A 22,457-nucleotide genomic window follows, 5' to 3' on the forward strand; every position below is an offset into this window, starting at 1 on the left:
ACCGGCCAGATGGGCCGTTGCAATCGCTGCGCAGACGCGTCTGGGCCACTCGTTTCTTCGAAAACAGCGTCCCTGATGCGTTCGATGCCCACTTTTTCAACGGCCTGCTAAGGGCCGCAAATCCCGCGGTTGAGTAGATTGATGGGTAAGAAGGACAGGAGACAAGCGTCGCATATGGTTAAAGCATCGAAGGTGGCCATCGTTACGGGGGCTGGGTCAGGGATTGGCAAGGCGGCGGCTTTGGCGCTGCTGCGCGATGGATGGAGCGTTGTTCTCGCTGGGCGGCGTGAGTCGCTATTGCAGGATGTCGTGGGCGAATCCGAGGGTGGGGTGCGTGCGCTCGCCGTTCCCACCGATGTATCCGACCCCGCTGCGGTGCGCACGCTGTTTGACCGGGCTGTGCTTCAGTTCGGGCGCGTGGATCTGTTGTTTAACAATGCGGGCGTGAGTGCTCCCGCCGTGCCGCTGGAGGATCTGGCGGTGGAGCAGTGGCGGCAGGTGGTCGACGTCAACCTCAATGGCATGTTCTTTTGCATGCAGAACGCTTTTCGGGTCATGAAGACGCAGTCGCCACGGGGCGGGCGCATCATCAATAACGGCTCGATTTCAGCTCACGCCCCGCGGCCCAACTCCATCGCCTACACCGCTACCAAGCATGCGGTGATGGGCCTGACAAAGACAGCGGCTCTCGATGGGCGCAAGTACGATATTGCGGTGGGACAAATCGATGTCGGGAACGCCCAGACCGAGCTGGCCCAGCGCATGACGCAGGGCGTGCAACAGGCCAATGGCCAGATTGCGGCGGAACCTCTGATGGACGTGGACATCGTGGGGCAGTCCGTGCTTTACATGGCCAATCTTCCGCTGGAGGCCAATGTGTTGTTCCATACCGTCATGGCGACCAAAATGCCTTTTGTCGGGCGTGGCTGAGAAATTCATACGCCCCTTGCAGCACGCGGCAGGGGCGCTGTGCATGCTGCTCGCTGCCTCTGTGGCCGCCGCGCCGGCCGTGGATATGGCGCCGCGTGTGCAGGCCTGCACCGCGTGCCATGGCAAGCAGGGGCGTGCCACTCCTGACGGTTATTTCCCTCGCATCGCGGGAAAGCCGGCGGGATATCTGCACAACCAACTGCTCAATTTCCGGGATGGCCGGCGCAGCTATCCGCAGATGGCGTACTTGCTGCAGCATCTGACGGATGACTATCTCCAGGAGATGGCGGACTACTTCGCAAGACTGGACCTGCCCTATGCGCCACCGGTAGCTGCAGCTGCATCAGCAGCCACACTGGCGCAGGGAGAGAGGCTTGTGCGGTGGGGGGATGCGAGCCGCCAATTGCCGGCCTGCGTGCAGTGCCATGGCGATGCTCTGGCGGGCGTCGCGCCTTTCATTCCAGGGTTGCTGGGACTGTCTCGCGATTATGTGAGCGCCCAGTTGGGGGCCTGGCAGACCGGTCTGCGGCGCGCCCATGCGCCAGATTGCATGGCGCGCATCGCCGGCAAACTGACCGCTGACGATGTAAGTTCCATCGCGGCGTGGCTGTCCTCCCGTCCTGTTCCCTCAAGGTTCACACCGGCGCCGGCATTCAAGGCGCCGCTGCCAATACCCTGTGGCGGCATGGGTTCTCCGGCGTTGCAGGCTGGCGCGGAGCAGGTGCAATGAGTGCTTGGCGCAAAAGGCTTGCGACGGCGGGGCTTTCCGTAGCGCTGGTTGCGGGAGGGATCTGGGTATTGAACCGGCTGGATGAAGCTCCGTTGCCGCACGCCGAACGCGTGACCACCACGGCCTCTCTCGACATTGCCAGAGGCCAGTACTTGGCACGTGCCGGTAACTGCCTCGCCTGCCACACCCGACAAGGAGGCGTGGCATTTGCAGGGGGCCGTGGGATAGAGACGCCTTTTGGCGTGATTTACGCCCCCAACCTGACACCCGACCGGGAAACGGGTATCGGAGCGTGGTCTGCATCGGAATTCTGGCGTGCCCTGCACAATGGCCGTTCGCGCGATGGCAGGCTGCTTTCGCCGGCCTTTCCTTATCCGAGCTATACGCGCGTCACCCGTGAAGACTCGGATGCCATCTTTGCCTTCTTGCAAAGCTTGCCGCCAGTGGTGCAACCCGGCGTGCCGTCGAGCGTGCGCTTCCCGTTCAATACCCAAGCGGCATTGGCAGTGTGGCGAGCGTTGTATTTTCGGCCTGGTGTATTCGAGCCCGTACCGTCCCGCTCTGCGGAATGGAATCGAGGCGCCTATCTCGTGCAGGGGCTCGGGCACTGCGCTGCATGCCATTCGCCGCGTAACGCGATGGGGGCGGTATCTACAGACGGGCGTTTGAGCGGGGGTATGGCGGCAGGCTGGTACGCCCCAGCGCTCAACTCCTCGAATGAAGGAGGTGTGGCGGAATGGCCCTGGCAGGAGGTGGTTATGCTCCTGGGGGCGGGGCGCTCACCCCGGGCCGCGGTATCCGGCCCCATGGCGGAGGTGGTCTACCACAGCCTTCAGTATTTGAGCGATGCCGATCTGCAAGCGATGGCGGACTATCTGCAAGCGCTGCCGCCAACGGACAAGGTCGCCGCGCCTCGGCGGCCACCTTCACCTGCGTCGATGCAGCGTGGGCGGGCCACGTACGAGCGTCAATGCATGCAGTGCCATGGAGGCGAGGGCCAGGGCGATCCTGAGGCCTTTCCTCCGCTGGCAGGCAATCGGGCGGTGATGCTGGAAAATCCTGTCAATCTGGTGCATATGGTGCTGCGGGGCGGGTATCTGCCAGCCACCGGCGGTAATCCGCAACCCCATGGCATGCCGCCATTCCTGCAGCGTTTGAGTGACGCAGAAGTGGCGGATGTGCTTTCATATATTCGTAACGCCTGGGGTAATGCGGCTTCCAGGGTCGATACGATCGATGTCCATCGGACCCGTGAGGGGCGTGATTCTTAAGGAACTTCTCATGGACTCCGAAGCCTTTTTGCCGGATGCTGCTTCACATGCCAGCGCAACGCCGCAGTGGTGGGTTGTGTGCCTGTGCGCACAATGGTGCGGTGTATGCCGTGAATACCGTCAAGCCTTCGACCAAACTGCGCGCGCTTGGCCGCAAATGCGCTTTGAATGGGTGGATGTGGAGGATGAGGAAGAAGTGGTCGGCGACCTGGATGTAGAGACTTTTCCTACTGTCTTGATTGCCGATGGCAGGGCTGCACGGTTTCTGGGACCCCTATTGCCTCAGGCCACAGTGTTGGGGCGCATGCTTCAAAGCATGCAGCAGGCTTCCCAAGTAGCCACGATGGACAGCGCAGCGCAGGACCTTTTTGAGAGAATACGGTCAAGCCGCCAGGGTTGATTCCCGCCCGAACGCAAGATACGTGCCTTTGATCTTTGCAGGTGCCTCGCATATTGGCTACAATACTGGCTTCACGACCAAAACGGGCGGGTACTTACCGCCCTTTTTTTTNGGCGGGGCCTTCACTTGGAATTGGATAGAGCGCACGCACGTGGCATTGCAGCAAATCGTTGAACAAACCGTGGCCGGGTTGGGCTATGACCTGGTGGAGATTGAGCGCTCCGCCGGAGGGTTGCTGCGCATTACCATTGACCTGGTTTGGGTGCCGCCCACGGATGAGGTGTCCGCTGCCGTAGGCGTCGAGCAATTCATTACCGTAGAGGATTGTGAAAAGGTCACCCGTCAGCTGCAGTTCGCGCTGGAGGTGGAGGGGGTGGACTACACGCGGTTGGAAGTCTCATCCCCTGGGATCGATCGCTTGTTGCGCAACGAGGCGGACTTCAAGCGTTTCGAGGGCGAGGTGATCGACATCACACTCAAGCAGCCCATGGGCGCTGCGGCGGGAGGGCAAGTGCATGCCAACCGCAAGAAATTCCGGGGAACGCTCGAGCATGCCGATTCGGGCGGTTGGCAGATTGTCTGGAGCGATGAGCCGCCCGTGAAGCCGGGGCAGCGCATCAGCAAGAAGCGCGTGCCAGCGCCTTTGCAGGCCCTTGGTTTCACTTTGGATGAGTTGCGCGAGGCGCGGCTTGCGCCGATCGTGGATTTCAAAGGACGAGGGATCAAGCCCGGAGAGCCGGGCTGAAGGTTGCATAACCGGACTGTCCTCTGAACGGGCAGTTCGTCAGGAATTGAGAAACAGGAGAGCCGTCGCATGAATCGCGAGTTGTTGATGTTGGTAGAAGCCATTTCGCGCGAAAAGAACGTGGAGCGCGATGTGGTCCTGGGCGCTGTGGAGTCTGCTCTGGCACAGGCCACGAAGAAGCTCTACCAGGGTGAAGTGGACATCCGCGTGTCGATTGATCGCGACAGCGGCGAATACGAGACTTTCCGTCGTTGGCTGGTGGTGCCCGACGATGCCGGATTGCAGAACCCCGACGCCGAAGAGCTGCTGATGGATGCCCGCGAACGGGTGGCCGATATCGAGGTGGGGGAGTACATCGAGGAAGCCGTCGAGTCGGTACCGATCGGCCGCATCGGGGCCATGGCGGCCAAGCAGGTGATCCTGCAGAAGATCCGCGATGCCGAACGCGAGATGCTGCTCAACGATTTCATGTCACGCGGCGAGAAAATTTTCACCGGCACGGTGAAACGCATGGACAAGGGCGACATCATCGTCGAGAGCGGCCGGGTGGAAGGGCGCCTGCGTCGCGGCGAGATGATCCCGAAGGAAAACCTGCGCAATGGAGACCGTGTGCGCGCCCTGATCATGGATGTGGACCTCACGCTGCGCGGAGCACCCATCATCCTCTCGCGCTCCGCGCCGGAGTTCATGATCGAGTTGTTCCGCAACGAGGTGCCCGAGATCGAGCAGGGCCTGCTGGAGATCAAAAGCTGTGCCCGTGACCCCGGCAGCCGCGCGAAGATCGCTGTGCTCAGCCATGACAAGCGCGTGGACCCCATCGGCACCTGCGTGGGCGTGCGCGGAACGCGTGTGAACGCCGTGACCAACGAACTGGCGGGGGAGCGCGTGGACATCGTGCTGTGGTCCGACGACCCTGCGCAGTTCGTGATCGGCGCGCTTGCTCCGGCCAACGTGACCTCCATCGTGGTCGACGAAGAGAAGCATGCCATGGACGTCGTGGTGGACGAGGAAAACCTCGCCATCGCCATCGGACGCGGCGGCCAGAACGTGCGCCTGGCGTCCGACCTCACGGGCTGGAAGATCAACATCATGGATGCGGCCGAATCCGCGCAGAAGCAGGCCAATGAAACCGATGCCGCGCGTCGCCTGTTCATGGAGAAGCTGGATGTGGATGAGGAGATCGCCAACATCCTGATCGAGGAGGGCTTTGCCAGCCTCGAAGAAGTGGCCTATGTGCCGCTGCAGGAAATGCTGGAGATCGAGAGCTTCGACGAGGACACGGTGAACGAACTGCGCGCACGCGCCAAGGATGCGCTGCTCACCATGGAAATCGTTCGTGAAGAAAGCGTGGAAAGCGTATCGCAAGACCTGCGTGACCTCGAAGGTTTAACGCCCGAACTGATCGCCAAGTTGGCGGAAGGCGGCGTGCATACGCGTGACGACCTGGCCGATTTGGCCATTGACGAACTGACCGAGCTGACCGGCCAGTCTGCCGAAGATGCGACCGCCTTGATCATGAAGGCGCGCGAGCACTGGTTCACGGGGCAAGAGTAAGGGTCAGGGAGGTTCGAACACAATATGTCGAGTAACACTGTTGCTGAGTTCGCTGCAGAGCTCAAGAAATCGCCTGAAACCTTGCTGGACCAGCTGAAGTCCGCCGGTGTGGTCAAGGCGTCGCCGTCGGACGTTCTAAACGAAGCCGACAAGCAAAAGCTGCTGGCCCACCTGCAGGCCAGTCATGGCACTGCGGGGGGGGACCGCAAAAAGATCACCCTGGTCAAGAAGTCCACCAGCGAGATCAAGCAGGCCGACGCTTCTGGCAAGGCACGCACGATCCAGGTCGAAGTGCGTAAGAAGCGTACTTTCATCAAGCGTGACGACAGTGTCGACGCGCCTTCCGATGCGACTGAATCCGCTCCTTCGGCGGAGGATCTCGAGCTCGTGCGCCGCGAGGAAGAGGCGCGCCGTCAGGCAGAGCTGATTCGCCGCCAGGAGGAAGAGTTGGCCTTGACACGCCGCGAGCGTGAAGAGCGCGAGCGCCGCGAGCGCGAAGCCGAAGAACGCGCTGCCGCCTATGCCGCCCAGCAGGCGGAAAAGAAGGCGCAGGAGTCTGCGGAGCGTGCCGAGGCGCAGCGCGAAGCAGCCGTGGAGGCCGAAGAACGTGCGAAGGCGCAGGCCGATGCCCGGGCAAAGGCCGATGAAGAATCCAAGGCACGCGCGGCGGAAGAAACCGCGCGTGCGGCCGACCTGGACGAGCGCCGCCGCAAGGCGCTTGCCGAGGCCGAGGCCATTCGCGCAATGATGGCTGCCCCCAAGAAGGTGCTCGTGGCGAAGAAGCCCGAGGAACCAAAGCCTGCCGCCAAGGCGGGAGCTTCCGGGGATGCCAAGAAGGGTACGCTGCACAAACCCGCCACCGGTTCCGGCACGGGCGCGCGCACCGCTGCGCCATCGGCGCCAGGCGGGGCGGGCAAGGAGGTCAAGTCGGCCAAGCTGTCGTCCAGCTGGGCCAACGACACAACCAAGAAGAAGGAAATCAAGACCCGCGGCGACAGCAGTGGCGGCGTGGGGCGCAACAACTGGCGTGGCGGCCCCCGCGGCCGCCGCGGCAATGACCGCGACGACCAGCGCCAGCAGCAGGCAGCCACAGAGTTCCGCGTGCTCGAGGTCTATGTGCCCGAGACCATCACGGTGGCCGAGTTGGCGCACAAGATGGCCATCAAGGCTTCCGAAGTGATCAAGTCGCTCATGAAGATGGGCCAGATGGTCACCATCAACCAGCCGCTGGACCAGGACACCGCCATGATCGTGGTGGAGGAAATGGGCCACACCGCGAAGGTGGCCGCTCTGGATGATCCGGAAGCCTTCACCGCCGAGGAAGTGTCCAGCCAGGATGCCGAACAACTGTCCCGCGCCCCCGTGGTGACGGTGATGGGCCACGTGGACCACGGCAAGACCTCGCTGCTGGACTACATCCGGCGCAGCAAGGTAGCCTCTGGCGAAGCTGGCGGCATTACCCAGCACATCGGCGCCTACCATGTGGAGACGCCACGCGGTATCGTCACGTTCCTGGACACGCCGGGCCACGAGGCCTTCACGGCCATGCGTGCGCGCGGCGCCCAGGCCACCGACATCGTGATTCTGGTGTGTGCGGCAGACGACGGCGTGATGCCCCAGACCAAGGAAGCCATCAAGCACGCGAAGGCGGCTGGTGTTCCCATCGTGGTGGCGCTTACCAAGGCAGACAAGCCCGAGGCCAACATCGAGCGCGTCAAGCAGGAACTGGTGGGCGAGCAGGTGGTGCCTGAAGAATATGGCGGCGATTCGCCGTTCGTGGCCGTGTCGTCCAAGACGGGAATGGGCATTGATGCTCTGCTGGAGCAGGTTCTGCTGCAGGCCGAGGTGCTGGAACTCAAGGCTCCCGTCGATGCGGCTGCCAAGGGTATCGTCATCGAGGCCCAGCTGGACAAGGGCCGCGGGTCCGTGGCCACCGTGCTGGTGCAGTCCGGTACGCTCAAGGTGGGCGATGTGGTGCTTGCAGGCCAGACTTTCGGCCGCGTGCGCGCCATGCTGGACGAAGACGGCAAGCAGACCAAGGAAGCCGGCCCGTCGATCCCGGTGGAGATCCAAGGCCTGAACGAAGTGCCCCAGGCGGGCGACGACTTCATGGTGCTGCAGGACGAACGCCGCGCCCGCGAGATCGCGACGTACCGCGCTGGCAAGTTCCGCAACACCAAGCTGGCCAAGCAGCAAGCGGCCAAGCTGGAGAACATGTTTGCCGAGATGGGGGCGGGCGAGGTGCAGACCCTGCCGCTGATCATCAAGGCGGACGTGCAGGGCTCCCAGGAGGCGCTGGCGGCTTCGCTGCTCAAGCTCTCCACCGAAGAGATCCGCGTGCAGATCGTGTACTCCGGCGTGGGCGGCATCAGCGAGTCGGACGTCAACCTGGCGATCGCCTCCAAGGCCATCGTTATTGGCTTCAACGTGCGCGCCGATGCGCAGGCCCGCAAAACGGCCGAAGGCAACGACGTGGACATCCGCTACTACAACATCATCTACGACGCCGTGGATGAAGTGAAGGCAGCGATGTCCGGCATGCTGGCGCCCGAACAGCGCGAGGAAGCCATCGGCACGGCCGAGATCCGTACCGTGTTCGTGGCCTCCAAGATCGGTACCGTGGCGGGTTCGTACATCACGTCGGGCCAGGTCACGCGCAACTGCAAGTTCCGCCTGCTGCGCGACAACATCGTCATCTACACGGGCGATGTGGAATCGGTGCGCCGCATGAAGGACGACGTCAAGGAAGTCAAGGAAGGCTTCGAGTGCGGTATCAAGCTCAAGAACTACAACGACATCAAGGAAGGTGATCAGCTGGAGTTCTTCGAGATCAAGGAAATCGCACGCACGCTGTAAGGGCCGTACGACATGGCTGCCAAGAAATCCTCTTCCCCCAACCGCGGCTTCAAGGTCGCGGATCAGATCCAGCGCGACCTCACCGAGCTGATCCGCGATCTCAAGGATCCGCGGATCGGCATGGTGACGCTGCAAGGGGTCGAGGTGACGCCGGACTATGCGCACGCCAAGGTGTTCTTCAGTGTGCTCATCGGTGATGGTGAGGCCTCCGAGGAGGCCTTGAACCAGGCGGCTGGCTTTCTACGCAACGGCCTGTTCAAGCGCCTGCACATCCACACCGTGCCCACGCTGCACTTCGTGTACGACCGCACCACCGAGAAGGCGGCCGACATGAATGCGCTGATCGCGCGCGCGGTGGCCTCTCGTTCCAAAGACGACGACGCAGCATGACCGAACGCGCTCCCCGCATCCGGGTGCAGCGGCGCCCGGTGCACGGAGTGCTGCTGCTCGACAAACCCCTGGGCCTGTCCAGCAATGACGCCTTGCAGAAGGTGAAGTGGCTGCTGCGCGCCGAGAAGGCTGGCCACACGGGCACGCTGGACCCGCTGGCCAGTGGTGTGCTGCCGCTGTGCTTTGGTGCCGCCACCAAGTTCAGCCAGTTGCAGCTGGAAGCGCCCAAGACCTATGAAGCCGTCGCACTGTTGGGTACCACCACAACCACCGGTGACGCCGAGGGTCAGGTGCTGGCGCAGTGCGCGGTCGATCCGGCCATGCTCACACCCGAGCGGCTGGCGGCGGTACAGGCGCAGTTCACTGGCCCCATCCGCCAGGTGCCGCCCATGCACAGCGCGCTCAAGAAAGACGGCAAGGCGCTGTACGAGTACGCGCGTGCCGGCATTGCCGTGGAGCGCGAGGCGCGTGATGTCACGATCCATGCATTGAAACTGGCGCTAACGCATACGGAGCAAGCGCAACCAGCTATTAAAATAGTAGTGACCTGCAGCAAAGGTACCTACATCCGCACCCTGGGCGAAGACATCGGCCAGGCGCTGGGCTGCGGCGCGCATCTCACGTTCCTGCGCCGTATCGACACGGGCGGTATCGGCGTGGAGCGCTGCGTGACGCTGGAGGCGCTGCAGGCCATGGACGAGGATGCGCGCATGGCCTGCGTGCACCCGGTGGAGACCTTGCTAGCGCAGCACACGGCTGTCACGCTGGACGATGACAATGCCGGGCGTTTCCTCTCGGGCATGCGCCGGCGCGGCCCCTGGCCCGACGCGCCCGCCGTGGCCGTGTTCGGGGCGCGCCCGCGCGTGCTGCTGGGGGTCGGGCATGTGCGGGGAGGAGAGCTGATTCCAGACCGGCTGCTCAGCCCCCTTGAAATTCAACAGATTCTGGAGAGCTCGCCGCGGGCTGAACGCGGCACATTGGAAGCAACTACGCTATGAGCAAACAAATCCGCAACATCGCCATCATCGCCCACGTCGACCATGGCAAGACCACGATGGTGGACCAACTGCTGCGCCAGTCCGGCACCTTCGCCGAGCACGAGAAGGTCGTGGACACCGTGATGGACAGCAACGCCATCGAGCGCGAGCGCGGCATCACCATCCTGGCGAAGAACTGCGCCGTGAGCTGGAACGGCACGCACATCAACATCCTGGACACGCCCGGCCACGCGGACTTCGGCGGCGAGGTGGAGCGTGCCCTGTCGATGGTGGACGGCGTGGTGCTGCTGATCGACGCGCAGGAAGGCCCCATGCCCCAGACGCGCTTCGTGACCAAGAAGGCGTTGGCGCTGGGCCTCAAGCCCATCGTGGTGGTCAACAAGGTGGACAAGCCCGGCGCGCGCCCCGACTACGTGGTGAACGCCGCTTTCGATCTGTTCGACAAGCTGGGCGCCACCGACGAGCAACTGGACTTTCCCGTGGTCTACGCCTCGGGCATCAACGGTTGGAGCGCGCTGGAGCAGGGCAACCCCGGCGAGCAATGGGGCCCCGACATGTCGGCGCTGTTCGAGACCATCCTCAAGCATGTGCCCTCCGTGAAGGGTGACGCCACGGCACCCCTGCAGATGCAGGTATCGGCGCTGGACTATTCCACCTTCGTGGGCCGCATTGGCGTGGGTCGCATCACCCAGGGTACGCTCAAGGCCGGGCAGGATGTGCTGGTCATGGCCGGGCCGGACGGCGCCAGCTACAAGGGCCGCGTGAACCAGATCCACCAGTTCCAGGGCCTGGACCGCGTGCAGGTGAGCGAAGCCGGCCCCAGCGAGATCGTGCTCATCAACGGCATCGAGAACGTGGGTATCGGCGAGACCCTCACCGACCCCGCCAACCCCCAGCCGCTGCCCATGCTGAAGATCGACGAGCCCACGCTGACGATGAACTTCTGCGTGAACACCTCGCCGCTGGCGGGCCGTGAAGGCAAGTTCGTGACCAGCCGCCAGATCTGGGACCGTCTGCAGAAGGAGCTGCGTTCCAACGTGGCCCTGCGCGTCAAGGAAACCGACGAGGACGGCATCTTCGAGGTGTCCGGCCGCGGCGAACTGCACCTGACCATCCTGCTGGAAGAAATGCGCCGTGAAGGCTACGAGCTGGCCGTTTCCAAGCCGCGCGTGGTGTACCGCGACATCGACGGCGAGCGCTGCGAGCCTATCGAACTGGTGACTGCTGATATCGAGGAAGGCCACCAAGGCGGTGTGATGCAGGCCCTCGGCGAGCGCAAGGGTGAACTGGTGAACATGGAGCCCGACGGCCGTGGCCGCGTGCGCCTGGAGTACCGCATCCCGGCCCGTGGCCTGATCGGTTTCACCAACGAATTTCTGAACCTGACGCGCGGCTCGGGCCTCATCAGCAATATCTTCGACAGCTATGAGCCGCATAAGGGCGACATTGGCGGCCGCAAGAACGGCGTTCTGATTTCCATGGACGATGGTGAAATTTTCACCTACGCCCTGGGTAAGCTCGACGACCGTGGCCGCATGTTCGTGAAGGCAGGCGACCCGGTGTACGAAGGCATGATCGTCGGCGTGCACAACCGCGACAACGACCTGGTGGTGAACGCCACGCGTACCAAGCAGCTCACCAACTTCCGCGTGAGCGGCAAGGAAGACGCGATCAAGATCACGCCCCCGATCGACCTCACGCTGGAGTACGGTGTGGAGTTCATCGAGGACGATGAACTGGTGGAGATCACGCCCAAGAGCATTCGCCTGCGCAAGCGCCACCTCAAGGAGCACGAGCGTAAGCGCGCCAGCCGCGAAGGCGCGTGATCGGCAAGGCCTGTTCTGCCTGAACCGGCTTGGCTGCGGCAGCCAAGGCGCTGCGAGCCGACGAAGGGTGAGCCCATCCGCAAGGAGGGTTCGCCCTTCGCGCATCTGAGGCAGCGCGGTATGGCGCCAGCCGCTAACATGCGGGCCTCACGGCATGCGTGGGTAGCACATGCCGACGACACAAGAAATCCACAGGGAGGAGACAGCGATGACCGCGAATGCCTTGCCCGGCCACGCGCGGGCGGTCTGGCTGATGGTGGCCGTCACCTTCATGTGGTCCATCGCGGGCGTCGTCACGCGCCATCTGGACCAGGCGCGCAGCTTTGAAGTGACCTTCTGGCGCAGCTTCTTCATGCTGCTGTCGCTGTGCGTAATCCTGCCGGTGCTGCAGGGCAGGGCGTTGCTGGCCAATCTGCGGCGCGGGGGGCGGGCGGTGTGGATCTCTGGCGTGTGCTGGAGCGTGATGTTCACGGCCTTCATGATCGCCATATTGCTCATCCCCGTGGCCAGCGTATTGGTCACCATGGCCATCGGACCGCTGCTCACGGCAATGCTGGCGCGCGTCTTCATTGGCCACCACATCGCGCCGCGCACCTGGTGCGCGATTGCATTGGCGGGCGCAGGCATCGGGTGGATGTATGGCTCGGGCATCTCCGGCCTGTCCGTGGTGGGCGTGCTTGTTGCCTTGTGCGTGCCGGTGGCTGCGGCCGTGAACTGGGTGGTGGTGCAGCACTCGCAGCGCCAGGGCCATGCGGTGGGCCTGGTGCCCGCCGTGCTGCTGGGGGCGGCGCTGTCCGCCCTGGCCACGCTGCCGCTTGCGTGGCCGTTCCAGGCCACGGCGCGTGATTTGTCCCTTCTGGCCCTGCTGGGTCTGGTCCAATTGGCGATCCCCTGCGTGCTGGTGGTGTACTGCGCGCGCGTGCTCAAGGCGCCTGAGATTGCGCTGCTGGGCCTGCTGGAAGTGATCTTTGGCATTCTGCTGGCCTGGGTGGGCGCTGGAGAGCGCCCAGCCCCGGCCGTGCTGATGGGAGGCGCGCTGGTGATCGGCGCGCTCGTTTTCAATGAACTGCTTGGATGGAAGGAACAACAATGACGGAGATGACGGCGGAAGTCGTGACCGAGGTGCGCGGCCAGGTCGGCTGCATCACGCTGAACCGCCCGAAGGCGCTGAATGCCTTGTCGCTGGGCATGGTGCGCGACCTGATGGCGGCGCTGCTGGCCTGGCAGCATGACGACAAGGTACTGGCCGTGGCGATCCGCGGCAACGGCCGCGAAGGGCCCTTCGGCGCCTTCTGCGCGGGCGGCGACATCCGCTTTTTGCACGCCGCGGGCAGCACGGGCAATCCGCAACTGGAGGACTTCTTCACCGAGGAATACGCCCTCAACCATCTGATCCACACCTTCGGCAAGCCCTACATCGCCTTCATGGACGGCATCGTCATGGGGGGCGGCATGGGCATCAGCCAGGGCGGCACGCTGCGCATCGTGACCGAGCGCACCAAGATGGCCATGCCGGAGACGGCGATCGGCCTGTTCCCCGATGTGGGCGGCGGCTACTTCCTCTCGCGCTGCCCTGGCCGCGTGGGCGAGTGGCTGGCACTGACGGGCGACGCCATCGGCGCAGCCGATGCCATTGACTTCGGCCTGGCGGACGGCTTCCTGCCGGCGGGCCAGCAAGCGGCGGTGTGGGACGGTCTGGCGTTGCAGACGTTTGCCGACGGCGCTGCCGTTCAGCAGTGGGTCGCATCAAAATTTGTAGCTGCTGGCGCTTGCGCTGTAAGCGCTAGAGGCCAAATTGATCACTACTTCGCGTTGGATGATGCGGCGGCCATCGTGGCTGCGCTGGGGCAGTCTGACGACGAGTGGGCACGCGCCACGGCTGCCACGTTGCGCAAGCGCTCTCCACTGATGCTGCATGTCGTGCTGGAGCAGGTCCGCCGTGCGCGCAGCATGGGTCTGGCCGACGACTTGCGCATGGAGCGCGACATGGTTCGGCACTGCTTCTACCTGCGTCCCGGCCAGAGCGAGACGGTGGAGGGCATTCGCGCCCTGGCGGTGGACAAGGACCACAGCCCGCGCTGGAACCCCGCGCGCGTGGAGGATGTGGAGCCCGCGCTGGTGCAAGCGTTCTTCAAGAGCCCTTGGCCGGCGCACGCGCACCCGCTGGCGGCGCTGCGCTGATCTGCTGGTACACCGCCGTGGCCAGCGCCTGCAGCGTGGGCCGCGGCAGTTCGCCGCTGAGGGCGTAGCCAAAACCCTGGTCCACCCAGTAGAAACTGGACACGGTCCCTTCGTCGTGGAACTGGAACGCGGTGGTCGGTGCCGCCGCAGCCTGTAGGCCGTCGAGTGCGCCCAGGTACAGCGTGATTCGCGCGCCCGCGGCGTTCTGGTACATGAATTGCGCGCGCGCCCCGCTGCCGCCGGGCAGCAGGCGCCCGCCCATCAATTCGAACCCCTCGGCCTGCAGCCGCGGCACGGTGAGCGGGCGCGCCAGCCGCTTGGACAGCCACTGCACCAGGTGGTCCTGCTGCGCGGCCGCCACTTCCACAGGATGGCGCTGTTCGGGTTGGTAGACCGCGTGCGCCACGGCCGCCTGCTGCACGAACCGTTGCGGGGGGGCCGTGGCCAGTGTGGTTTGTTTGCCGTCCGTCGCATGCAGGCTCCAGCCCAGCCCGAACGCCAGCACCCAGCCCGCGGCAAAGCCGCCCCAACGGGCCCAGTGCTGTTGCGTGTCGTGTGCGTCTTGCAGGCGCTCTGCCGCCTGTACCAGCACATTGGGCACAGGCTGCCGCAACCAGTCAGCGTGCAGGGTCTGCAGCTGCGCACGCTGTTGCGCCCACGCTTCGGCACGCTGCCTCTGCGAGGAGTCCATGCGGGAGTGCAGCGACTCTGCCTGGGCGCGCGGCAGCCGGTCGTCCGCCAAAGCATGCAGATGCGTCTCGTCCGAAGGGCTGAAAGGGTCGGGCTTCATGGCGGGCTCACTACGGGCGGAAAGGGCGCTTCATTTCATGCGGCGCAAGGCAGTCGGGGTGGATGACGGCTGGGCGTGGACTGAGGGCTCCATCAATTCGCGCATGCGTGCGCGAGCGCGGGACAACCGCGACATCACCGTGCCTTCCGGTATACCCAGCACACGCGCCACGTCGGCATAGGCCATGTCTTCCAGTGTCACCAGGAGCAGCACGGCCCGTTGATCGACGGGCAGGCGTTGCAGGCAGCGGTCCAGGTCCATGGCTGTTTCGTGGGAGGCGTCAGGCGCGTCCGCGATGGCCGCCAGGGCATCCACATCCAGCGCCTGCACGGGCACCAGGCCGCGGCGCTGGTTGAGGTACAGGTTGTGCATCAGCGTGAAAAGCCAGGCGCGCAGATTGCTGCCGCCGCGCCACAGCAGCCACTTGCGGCAGGCGCGCTCCAGCGTGTCCTGCACCAGATCGTCGGCTGCCCATGCGTCGCCGGTGAGCGCGCGCGCATAGCGGCGCAACCCCGGCAGTTGCTCCACGATCTGGACGCGGTTCATGGACGCATTGTGGGGCTCATGGCTTGGCGGCGCGCCACAGGTTGTTCACGCCGTCCCCCGTCTTGTCGCCGGGCTTGCCGTCCTTGATCCAGTAGTACAGCGGCTTGCCCTTGTAGGCCACCTGCTTGCTGCCGTCGGCGCGCTGGATCAGACTGTAGCCTTCACCCGCGGGGGCGCTGGTGGCGGTCAGGGGTGGCCAGTTGGTGGCGCAGGCGCCGTTGCAGGCCGACTGGCCATCGCCCGCTACGTCCTTGTCGAAGGTGTAGAGCGTCATGCCGTTCGGGCCGACGAGCACGCCGTCCTGGGTGCTGACTTGCGCGGGCGCGAGGGAATAACAGCCGGCGAGTGCCAGCGCGGCGAGCAGGGAACTGAGCTTGGTCATGGTGTTCTCCGGAAGGGTGCCGGCCAGAGGAATTGTGGCCGGACGCTGGCATGAACACCGGGGGCGGTGCGTTTATTCCACCCTCCGCCAAAAAAAGATCAGCGGTGGCGGCTCTTCATGACGCGTTCCACCTCGCGCTTGCCTTCGCGCTCCTTGATGGTGTCGCGCTTGTCGTGCTCGGCCTTGCCCTTGGCCAAGGCAATCTCGCACTTGGCGCGGCCGTCTTTCCAGTGGAGATTCAGCGGCACCAGGGTGTAGCCTTTTTGCTCGACCTTGCCGATCAGGCGCCGGATTTCGTCCTTGTGCATCAGTAGCTTTTTGATGCGCGCCGCGTCGGGGCTGACGTGCGTGGACGCGGTCTTGAGCGGGTTGATCTGGCAGCCGATGAGAAACAGTTCCCCATCTTTGATGATCACGTAGCCGTCGGTAAGCTGCACCTTGCCCTCGCGCAGTGCCTTGACCTCCCAGCCGTGCAGCACCAGCCCCGCCTCGTAGCGCTCTTCAAAGAAATAGTTGTATGCCGCCTTCTTGTTGTCGGCGATGCGGGACGATGTGTCAGGTTTCTTGGCCATGGTGAATAGATGCGGCGCAAACCGGGAGATCAAGGGTCTCCCTACAATTGTTGTCGTCTCGCACCATCGATTCTAGGCCGGCTGTGCCACCAGGCCCATCCAGCCTTCGCCTGCATGAAAACTGTCAACAAGTCCGTCCTCATCTGGTACAGCCCCGAAGAAATGTTCGCCCTCGTGACGGACGTGGCCAAGTATCCGCAGTTCCTGCCGTGGTGCGACCACGCCACCGTCCTGGAAACCCATGCAAATGGCATGAAGGCGGAAGTGGGCATTGCGTTGGGCGGCATACGCAAGTCGTTTGTCACGCGCAATACGCATGAGCCCGGGCGCCGCGTCAAGATGGAGCTGGTGGAGGGCCCCTTCTCACAGCTCGACGGCGACTGGCACTTTCATCCTGTGGGGGACGGTACGCAGCGCGCATGCAAGGTCGAACTGCAGCTGAGCTACGGCTTTGACAACCGGGCATTGGCGGCGTTGGTCGGCCCCGTGTTTGACCGCATCGCCGCCACGTTCATCGATGCCTTCATCAAACGGGCCGAGCAGGTTTATGGCTGAAACCCCGCCCCCGCCGGGGCGGCTGCGCATCGCGGTGGCCATCTCGCGGCAACCTACCGATGTGCAGGAGTGGGTGGTGCTGCTTCCCGCTGGCGCTACGGTGGCCGATGCTCTGAGCGCCTGCGGACTGGATGCACAGGCTGAGGGGCTTGTCTGGGGCATTTGGGGCAGGGAAGGCAGACTGGACGATTTGCTGCACGATGGTGACCGCGTGGAAGGTTGCCGCCCCTTGCGGGTTGACCCGAAGCTGGCGCGCCGCCAGCGCTTTGCGCGCCAGGGCGCTCGTGCGGCGGGATTGTTCGCCAAACGCCGGCCGGGGGCCAAGTCCGGTTATTGAGAGTGCTTCCCAGCATGCGCTGAAAACAAAACGGCCGCCTCATCCATGCGGAAGGGCGGCCGGTGGCGGCGGTTATGGGGTAGCTGCTACTTGCAGTCGGAAGCGATGGTTGCTTCCGCTCGGCGTAATTCTGCTGCGCGGGTTGCGTCGTCCATGAAGCCCCGCTCCCCCTTGGCATTGACATTGCTCACCAACTGGCCGGGCGCCAACTGCTCCTTTGCGCGTTTGGCGCGCGCGCAGTTGTCGGCACGGGCCTTGGCCACGCGGTCCTCCTCCGCTTTCTTCTTGGCGGCTTCGGCGGCGTCAGCCTTGGCCTTGTTCTCCTCCAGCTGCTTGTCCTTGCCGCTGGCAGGCGCGGCGGCTTCGGATGCGGGGGCCGACGCTGGCGATGCGGGCGCTGCCATCGCGGTACGCGGCAGGGCGCGCTGCGGTTGCTTGAGGATGCTCTTGTCTGGAATGTCCTGTGGCGGCGGGCGGTCGCTGAACACCTTGCGCCCATCCTTGTCCACCCATTGCCATTGGGCCGATGCGCCCATGGCCCAGGCGCAGCCCAGCGCCAGCAGAAGAAGCTTGTGCGGTTTCATGCGGACGAGTGTAGCGGTGAGCGGCCGCACCCACCAAGGGGCGTTCACGCGGGGCGTGTGCGATTTGTCGCGCGGCGGGTACAATCCTTTTTTTGGAGCTTTCACATGCGCCTTCTTGGAAAAGCGCTCACCTTCGACGATGTGTTGTTGGTGCCGGCGTACTCCCAGGTCCTGCCCAAGGACACCTCCCTCGTCACGCGCTTCACGCGCAACATCACCCTGAACCTCCCGCTCGTGTCCGCCGCCATGGACACCGTGACCGAAGCGCGTCTGGCCATCGCCATCGCGCAAGAAGGGGGGATTGGCGTCATCCACAAGAACATGACGGCCGAGCAGCAGGCGGCCGAGGTGTCAAAGGTCAAGCGGCATGAATCCGGCGTGGTGCACGATCCCGTGGTCATCACGCCCGAGCACACGGTGCTGCAGGTGCTGGAACTGTCCGAGAACCTGGGCATCTCGGGCTTCCCGGTCTGTGATGGTGGCAAGGTGGTGGGCATCGTCACCAGCCGTGATGTGCGCTTCGAGACGCGCTACGACGTCAAGGTGCGTGAGATCATGACGCCGCGCGAGAAGCTGATCACCGTCAACGAAAAAGACGGCACCACTCCGGCCCAGGCCAAGGCACTGCTCAACCGCCACAAGCTGGAGCGCCTGCTGGTGGTGAACGACGCCTTTGAGCTCAAGGGCCTCATCACGGTCAAGGACATCAACAAGCAGACCACGTTCCCCAACGCCGCGCGCGATGCGGCAGGCCGCCTGCGCGTGGCCGCTGCCGTGGGCGTCGGCGCGGGCACCGAAGAGCGCGTGGCGTTGCTGGTCAAGGCCGGTGTGGATGCCATCGTGGTAGATACAGCCCACGGCCACAGCAAAGGTGTGATCGACCGCGTGCGCTGGGTCAAGCAGAACTACCCGCAGGTGGACGTGATCGGTGGCAACATCGCCACCGGCGCTGCCGCGCTGGCCCTGGCCGAGGCAGGCGCCGATGCGGTCAAGGTCGGCATCGGTCCCGGCTCCATCTGCACCACACGCATCGTGGCTGGCGTGGGTGTGCCCCAGATCATGGCCATCGACAGCGTCGCCACCGCGCTTCAGGGCACAGGTGTGCCGCTGATCGCCGATGGCGGCATCCGCTTCTCGGGGGATATCGCCAAGGCGCTGGCCGCAGGCGCGTCGACCATCATGATGGGCGGCATGTTCGCTGGCACCGAAGAAGCGCCGGGCGAAGTCATCCTGTACCAGGGCCGCTCCTACAAAAGTTACCGTGGCATGGGCTCGATCGGCGCCATGCAGCAGGGCTCGGCCGACCGCTACTTCCAGGAAGCCACCACGGGCAATCCCAACGCCGACAAGCTGGTGCCCGAAGGCATCGAAGGCCGCGTGCCCTACAAGGGCTCCATGGTGTCCATCGTGTTCCAGATGGCCGGCGGCGTGCGTGCGGCCATGGGCTACTGTGGTTGCGCAACCATCGAAGAGATGAACAACAAGGCCGAATTCGTGGAGATCACGGCGGCTGGCATCCGCGAGTCGCACGTGCACGACGTGCAGATCACCAAGGAAGCCCCTAACTACCGGGCGGACTGAGTCTTCGCCATTCCGCAGGCCCGAACCCGTCTCCAGGTGTTCGGGCCTTTTGTCTTTTACCGACCCTGTCGCTCTCCATGCAACACGACAAGATCCTCATCCTCGACTTCGGCTCCCAGGTCACCCAACTCATCGCGCGCCGCGTGCGCGAGACGCATGTCTACTGCGAGGTCCACCCCTGCGACGTGAGCAGCGACTGGGTGCGCCAGTTCGCCGCAGACGGCAAGCTCAAGGGTGTGATCCTGTCGGGCAGCCACGCCAGCGTTTACGAAGTGGACGACCGCGCCCCCGACGCCGTGTTCGAGTTGGGCGTGCCCGTGCTGGGCATCTGCTACGGCATGCAGACCATGGCCGCGCAACTGGGCGGCAAGGTCGAGGGCTCGCACAGCCGCGAGTTCGGCTATGCCGAAGTCCGCGCCCATGGCCATACCGCGCTGCTCAAGGGCATCGAGGATTTCTCCACGCCCGAGGGCCACGGCATGCTGAAGGTGTGGATGAGCCACGGCGACAAGGTCACCGAGCTGCCTCCCGGTTTCAAGCTGATGTGCTCTACCGCCAGCTGCCCCATCGCCGGCATGGCGGACGAAACGCGGCGCTTCTACGCCGTGCAATTCCACCCCGAGGTCACGCACACGGTGCAGGGCGCCGCGCTGCTCAACCGCTTCGTGCGCGAGATCTGTGGCGCCCAGGCGGACTGGATCATGCGCGACCACATCGAGGAAGCCGTGCAAAAGATCCGCGAGCAGGTGGGCGACGAGGAAGTGATCCTGGGCCTGTCTGGCGGCGTGGATTCGTCGGTGGCTGCGGCCCTGATCCACCGTGCGATTGGCGACCAGCTCACCTGCGTGTTCGTGGACCACGGCCTGCTGCGCCTCAACGAAGGCGATATGGTCATGGACATGTTCGCAGGCAAGCTGCACGCGAAGGTGGTGCGCGTGGATGCCTCGGACCTGTTCCTGGGTGAGCTGGCCGGTGTGTCCGAGCCCGAGCAAAAGCGCAAGATCATCGGCCGCCTCTTCGTGGACGTGTTCAAGGCCGAAGCCGAAAAGCTCAAGGCCAGCGGCCAGGGCCACAAGGGCGCGACCTTCCTGGCGCAAGGCACCATCTACCCCGACGTGATCGAGTCCGGCGGTGCCAAGAGCAAGAAGGCCGTCACCATCAAGAGCCACCACAACGTGGGTGGGCTGCCCGAGCAACTCGGCCTCAAACTGCTGGAGCCGCTGCGCGACCTGTTCAAGGACGAGGTGCGTGAGCTCGGCGTGGCCCTGGGACTGCCGCGCAAAATGGTCTACCGCCATCCGTTCCCCGGCCCGGGCCTGGGCGTGCGCATTCTGGGCGAGGTGAAGAAGGAATACGCCGACCTGCTGCGCCGCGCCGATGCCATCTTCATCGAAGAGCTGCGCAACTTCACCGACGAAGCCACGGGCAAGACCTGGTACGACCTCACCAGCCAGGCCTTCACCGTGTTCCTGCCGGTCAAGAGCGTGGGCGTGATGGGCGATGGCCGCACCTACGACTATGTGGTGGCACTGCGCGCGGTGCAGACCAGCGACTTCATGACAGCCGACTGGGCGGAGTTGCCCTACGCGCTGTTGAAGAAGGTCTCCAGCCGCATCATCAATGAGGTGCGCGGCATCAACCGCGTGACCTACGACGTGTCGAGCAAGCCGCCTGCCACCATCGAGTGGGAGTGATTGGGCGTCTGGCATCGGCTGGCATCTAGTAGCACGAAAACACCCCTAAGCCCGCGTCATTGCGGGCTTTTTTGTGATCTCGTTCGGCACCGCCTGGCAACATTTGGCATCGCCAAGCACCGTTTTTTCATGGCATGATGGATGGCATTGAATGCTTCTATGCCATGAGAAGTCGCCGATACCATGCAACCACCTTGCCGAATGTTCATGGTATCGAGTTTGCGTAATACGATGATTTAATTGATGTTTTACGCCAGGGCGGCCGGTCTTCGGATCATGGTATTTGAGCTGAATCAGGGCGAGAACCATGTTGACCGATACCAAGCTGCGCAACCTCAAGCCGAAGGACAAGCTCTACAAGGTGAATGACCGTGACGGCCTCTATGTAGCCGTCACGGCCGCCGGAGCGATCTCGTTCCGCTACAACTACTCGATCCACGGTAGGCAGGAGACCATCACCTTCGGCCGCTACGGTGTCGGCGGGATCACCCTGGCGGAAGCCCGCGAGCGGTTGGGCGAGGCCAAGAAGATGATCGCGGCCGGGAAGTCGCCGGCCAAGGAAAAGGCGCGGGACAAGGCCCGCGTCAAGGACGCGGAGACGTTCGGGGCCTGGGCGGAAAAGTGGCTGCGCGGCTACCAGATGGCCGACTCCACCCGCGACATGCGCCGCTCGGTCTACGAGCGCGAGCTGAAGCCAAAGTTCGGCAATCAGAAGCTGGTGGAGATCACCCACGAAGACCTGCGCGCGCTGACCGATGCCATCGTCGAGCGCGGCGCGCCGGCGACGGCCGTGCATGTCCGCGAGGTGGTGCTCCAGGTCTTTCGCTGGGCCATCGAGCGCGGCCAGAAGGTCGAGAACCCGGCCGAGCTGGTACGCCCGACGACCATTGCCAAGTTCGAGCCGCGCGACCGTGCGCTGACGCCCGACGAGATCGGCCTGATGTACCAGTACATGGAGCGCATCGGCACAGCGCCATCCATTCGGGCGGCGGCCAAGCTGCTGCTGTTGACGATGGTGCGCAAGAGCGAGCTGACCAACGCGACCTGGAGCGAGATCAATTTCAGCGACGCGCTTTGGACGATCCCGAAGGAGCGGATGAAGCGGCGCAATCCGCATCTGGTGTTCCTGTCCCGGCAGGCGCTGGACATCTTCATCGCCCTGAAAACCTTCGCGGGGGGATCGGACTACGTGCTTCCGTCGCGATATGACTCGGACTTACCCATGAGCAGCGCCACGCTCAACCAGGTGCTGACGCTGACGTATCGGCTGGCGCAAAAGGAAGGGAAGTCGCTCGCCAAGTTCGGGCCGCATGACTTGCGGCGCACGGCCAGTACGTTGCTGCATGAGGCCGGCTACAACACGGACTGGATCGAGAAGTGCCTGGCGCACGAACAGCGGGGCGTCAGGGCCGTCTACAACAAGGCCGAGTACCGCGAGCAGCGCACGGCGATGTTGCAGGACTGGGCGGACATGATCGACGAATGGACGCTGAGACGGCCGAAGGCGTAAGTCAGAGGAGGGCGGGTTCAGCAGC

The 22,457-nt window shown here is 64.2% G+C and carries 22 protein-coding genes; 17 read left to right on the top strand and 5 right to left on the bottom strand.

The features are described from left to right. Positions 1-174 precede the first annotated feature (174 nt). The 12 genes from OX89_RS10315 (at position 175) to OX89_RS10370 (ending at position 13,881) form a co-directional block, all read left to right on the top strand. Complete coding sequence (locus tag OX89_RS10315; protein WP_047350557.1) at positions 175-930, top strand: SDR family oxidoreductase; 756 nt, start codon at positions 175-177, stop codon at positions 928-930. 43 nt (positions 931-973) lie between these two features. After that, complete coding sequence (locus OX89_RS10320) at positions 974-1,660, top strand: cytochrome c4 (RefSeq protein ID WP_199856236.1); 687 nt, start codon at positions 974-976, stop codon at positions 1,658-1,660. Continuing rightward, positions 1,657-2,931, top strand: coding sequence for a cytochrome c (locus tag OX89_RS10325; RefSeq protein WP_047350558.1), 1,275 nt, complete (start codon positions 1,657-1,659; stop codon positions 2,929-2,931). The genes OX89_RS10320 and OX89_RS10325 overlap by 4 nt, the downstream gene beginning before the upstream one ends. Before the next feature lie 10 nt (positions 2,932-2,941). Beyond that, on the top strand, positions 2,942-3,331 hold the full coding sequence (locus OX89_RS10330) for a thioredoxin domain-containing protein (protein WP_047350596.1): 390 nt from the start codon (positions 2,942-2,944) through the stop codon (positions 3,329-3,331). A gap of 151 nt (positions 3,332-3,482) precedes the next feature. Continuing rightward, complete coding sequence (gene rimP / locus OX89_RS10335) at positions 3,483-4,076, top strand: ribosome maturation factor RimP (protein ID WP_047350597.1); 594 nt, start codon at positions 3,483-3,485, stop codon at positions 4,074-4,076. Positions 4,077-4,145: 69 nt separating this feature from the next. Further along, on the top strand, positions 4,146-5,630 hold the full coding sequence (gene nusA, locus OX89_RS10340; RefSeq protein WP_047350559.1) for a transcription termination factor NusA: 1,485 nt from the start codon (positions 4,146-4,148) through the stop codon (positions 5,628-5,630). Positions 5,631-5,654: 24 nt separating this feature from the next. Beyond that, positions 5,655-8,486 (top strand): translation initiation factor IF-2, encoded by a 2,832-nt coding sequence (gene infB / locus OX89_RS10345; RefSeq protein WP_047350560.1) that lies wholly within the window; start codon positions 5,655-5,657, stop codon positions 8,484-8,486. A 12-nt stretch (positions 8,487-8,498) separates the two neighbouring features. After that, the gene (rbfA, locus tag OX89_RS10350; protein WP_011805755.1) at positions 8,499-8,876 is read left to right on the top strand and encodes a 30S ribosome-binding factor RbfA; all 378 of its coding nucleotides are present in this window, start codon (positions 8,499-8,501) and stop codon (positions 8,874-8,876) included. Continuing rightward, positions 8,873-9,874 (top strand): tRNA pseudouridine(55) synthase TruB, encoded by a 1,002-nt coding sequence (gene truB, locus OX89_RS10355; RefSeq protein ID WP_011805754.1) that lies wholly within the window; start codon positions 8,873-8,875, stop codon positions 9,872-9,874. The genes rbfA and truB overlap by 4 nt, the downstream gene beginning before the upstream one ends. After that, complete coding sequence (gene typA / locus OX89_RS10360) at positions 9,871-11,700, top strand: translational GTPase TypA (protein WP_047350561.1); 1,830 nt, start codon at positions 9,871-9,873, stop codon at positions 11,698-11,700. Before truB ends, typA begins: the two co-directional genes overlap by 4 nt. 208 nt (positions 11,701-11,908) lie before the next feature. Beyond that, on the top strand, positions 11,909-12,793 hold the full coding sequence (locus tag OX89_RS10365) for a DMT family transporter (protein ID WP_047350562.1): 885 nt from the start codon (positions 11,909-11,911) through the stop codon (positions 12,791-12,793). Then, positions 12,790-13,881 carry an enoyl-CoA hydratase/isomerase family protein gene (locus tag OX89_RS10370; protein WP_047350563.1) on the top strand — a complete coding sequence of 364 codons (1,092 nt, stop codon included), beginning with the start codon at positions 12,790-12,792 and terminating at the stop codon, positions 13,879-13,881. Before OX89_RS10365 ends, OX89_RS10370 begins: the two co-directional genes overlap by 4 nt. On the opposite strand, the gene OX89_RS10375 is transcribed toward OX89_RS10370, so the two are convergent. The 4 genes from OX89_RS10375 to smpB form a co-directional block, all read right to left on the bottom strand. Then, positions 13,832-14,671, bottom strand: coding sequence for an anti-sigma factor (locus OX89_RS10375; RefSeq protein ID WP_011805750.1), 840 nt, complete (start codon positions 14,669-14,671; stop codon positions 13,832-13,834). The genes OX89_RS10370 and OX89_RS10375 overlap by 50 nt on opposite strands. Positions 14,672-14,701: 30 nt before the next feature. Further along, positions 14,702-15,217 (bottom strand): RNA polymerase sigma factor, encoded by a 516-nt coding sequence (locus OX89_RS10380; protein WP_047350564.1) that lies wholly within the window; start codon positions 15,215-15,217, stop codon positions 14,702-14,704. Between the two features lie 16 nt (positions 15,218-15,233). Beyond that, on the bottom strand, positions 15,234-15,599 hold the full coding sequence (locus OX89_RS10385) for a hypothetical protein (protein WP_011805748.1): 366 nt from the start codon (positions 15,597-15,599) through the stop codon (positions 15,234-15,236). A 98-nt stretch (positions 15,600-15,697) separates the two neighbouring features. Beyond that, on the bottom strand, positions 15,698-16,171 hold the full coding sequence (smpB, locus tag OX89_RS10390; protein WP_011805747.1) for an SsrA-binding protein SmpB: 474 nt from the start codon (positions 16,169-16,171) through the stop codon (positions 15,698-15,700). A 114-nt stretch (positions 16,172-16,285) separates the two neighbouring features. On the opposite strand from smpB, the gene OX89_RS10395 reads away from it, so the two are divergent. Both OX89_RS10395 and OX89_RS10400 read left to right on the top strand, forming a co-directional pair. Then, complete coding sequence (locus OX89_RS10395) at positions 16,286-16,726, top strand: type II toxin-antitoxin system RatA family toxin (protein ID WP_011805746.1); 441 nt, start codon at positions 16,286-16,288, stop codon at positions 16,724-16,726. Then, positions 16,719-17,063: an RnfH family protein gene (locus tag OX89_RS10400; RefSeq protein WP_047350565.1), complete on the top strand. Its 345-nt coding sequence runs from the start codon at positions 16,719-16,721 to the stop codon at positions 17,061-17,063. Before OX89_RS10395 ends, OX89_RS10400 begins: the two co-directional genes overlap by 8 nt. A gap of 86 nt (positions 17,064-17,149) precedes the next feature. Here the strand turns inward: OX89_RS10400 and OX89_RS10405 are convergent, their stop codons facing one another. Next, the gene (locus OX89_RS10405; RefSeq protein ID WP_047350566.1) at positions 17,150-17,647 is read right to left on the bottom strand and encodes a DUF4124 domain-containing protein; all 498 of its coding nucleotides are present in this window, start codon (positions 17,645-17,647) and stop codon (positions 17,150-17,152) included. A gap of 105 nt (positions 17,648-17,752) precedes the next feature. On the opposite strand from OX89_RS10405, the gene guaB reads away from it, so the two are divergent. The 3 genes from guaB to OX89_RS10420 all read left to right on the top strand — a co-directional run bounded on the left by guaB (position 17,753) and on the right by OX89_RS10420 (position 22,432). Beyond that, entirely contained in the window at positions 17,753-19,228 is a 1,476-nt protein-coding gene (gene guaB, locus OX89_RS10410; protein WP_011805743.1) for an IMP dehydrogenase, read from the top strand. 77 nt (positions 19,229-19,305) lie between these two features. Continuing rightward, positions 19,306-20,922, top strand: a complete 1,617-nt coding sequence (gene guaA / locus OX89_RS10415) for a glutamine-hydrolyzing GMP synthase (RefSeq protein WP_047350567.1) — start codon at positions 19,306-19,308, stop codon at positions 20,920-20,922. 307 nt (positions 20,923-21,229) lie between these two features. Beyond that, complete coding sequence (locus tag OX89_RS10420; protein ID WP_011805741.1) at positions 21,230-22,432, top strand: site-specific integrase; 1,203 nt, start codon at positions 21,230-21,232, stop codon at positions 22,430-22,432. The last annotated feature ends 25 nt before the right edge of the window (positions 22,433-22,457 follow it).

The organism is Diaphorobacter sp. J5-51 (assembly GCF_001023515.1).
In the GTDB taxonomy this organism is placed as follows: domain Bacteria; phylum Pseudomonadota; class Gammaproteobacteria; order Burkholderiales; family Burkholderiaceae_C; genus Diaphorobacter; species Diaphorobacter nitroreducens.

Coding starts and splice junctions, on each gene's coding strand:
- OX89_RS10315 (WP_047350557.1), top strand. CDS start 175: ATGGTTAAAGCATCGAAGGTGGCCATCGTTACGGGGGCTGGGTCAGGG.
- OX89_RS10320 (WP_199856236.1), top strand. CDS start 974: ATGCTGCTCGCTGCCTCTGTGGCCGCCGCGCCGGCCGTGGATATGGCG.
- OX89_RS10325 (WP_047350558.1), top strand. CDS start 1,657: ATGAGTGCTTGGCGCAAAAGGCTTGCGACGGCGGGGCTTTCCGTAGCG.
- OX89_RS10330 (WP_047350596.1), top strand. CDS start 2,942: ATGGACTCCGAAGCCTTTTTGCCGGATGCTGCTTCACATGCCAGCGCA.
- nusA (WP_047350559.1), top strand. CDS start 4,146: ATGAATCGCGAGTTGTTGATGTTGGTAGAAGCCATTTCGCGCGAAAAG.
- infB (WP_047350560.1), top strand. CDS start 5,655: ATGTCGAGTAACACTGTTGCTGAGTTCGCTGCAGAGCTCAAGAAATCG.
- rbfA (WP_011805755.1), top strand. CDS start 8,499: ATGGCTGCCAAGAAATCCTCTTCCCCCAACCGCGGCTTCAAGGTCGCG.
- truB (WP_011805754.1), top strand. CDS start 8,873: ATGACCGAACGCGCTCCCCGCATCCGGGTGCAGCGGCGCCCGGTGCAC.
- typA (WP_047350561.1), top strand. CDS start 9,871: ATGAGCAAACAAATCCGCAACATCGCCATCATCGCCCACGTCGACCAT.
- OX89_RS10365 (WP_047350562.1), top strand. CDS start 11,909: ATGACCGCGAATGCCTTGCCCGGCCACGCGCGGGCGGTCTGGCTGATG.
- OX89_RS10370 (WP_047350563.1), top strand. CDS start 12,790: ATGACGGAGATGACGGCGGAAGTCGTGACCGAGGTGCGCGGCCAGGTC.
- OX89_RS10375 (WP_011805750.1), bottom strand. CDS start 14,671: ATGAAGCCCGACCCTTTCAGCCCTTCGGACGAGACGCATCTGCATGCT.
- OX89_RS10380 (WP_047350564.1), bottom strand. CDS start 15,217: ATGAACCGCGTCCAGATCGTGGAGCAACTGCCGGGGTTGCGCCGCTAT.
- OX89_RS10385 (WP_011805748.1), bottom strand. CDS start 15,599: ATGACCAAGCTCAGTTCCCTGCTCGCCGCGCTGGCACTCGCCGGCTGT.
- smpB (WP_011805747.1), bottom strand. CDS start 16,171: ATGGCCAAGAAACCTGACACATCGTCCCGCATCGCCGACAACAAGAAG.
- OX89_RS10395 (WP_011805746.1), top strand. CDS start 16,286: ATGAAAACTGTCAACAAGTCCGTCCTCATCTGGTACAGCCCCGAAGAA.
- OX89_RS10400 (WP_047350565.1), top strand. CDS start 16,719: ATGGCTGAAACCCCGCCCCCGCCGGGGCGGCTGCGCATCGCGGTGGCC.
- OX89_RS10405 (WP_047350566.1), bottom strand. CDS start 17,647: ATGAAACCGCACAAGCTTCTTCTGCTGGCGCTGGGCTGCGCCTGGGCC.
- guaB (WP_011805743.1), top strand. CDS start 17,753: ATGCGCCTTCTTGGAAAAGCGCTCACCTTCGACGATGTGTTGTTGGTG.
- guaA (WP_047350567.1), top strand. CDS start 19,306: ATGCAACACGACAAGATCCTCATCCTCGACTTCGGCTCCCAGGTCACC.
- OX89_RS10420 (WP_011805741.1), top strand. CDS start 21,230: ATGTTGACCGATACCAAGCTGCGCAACCTCAAGCCGAAGGACAAGCTC.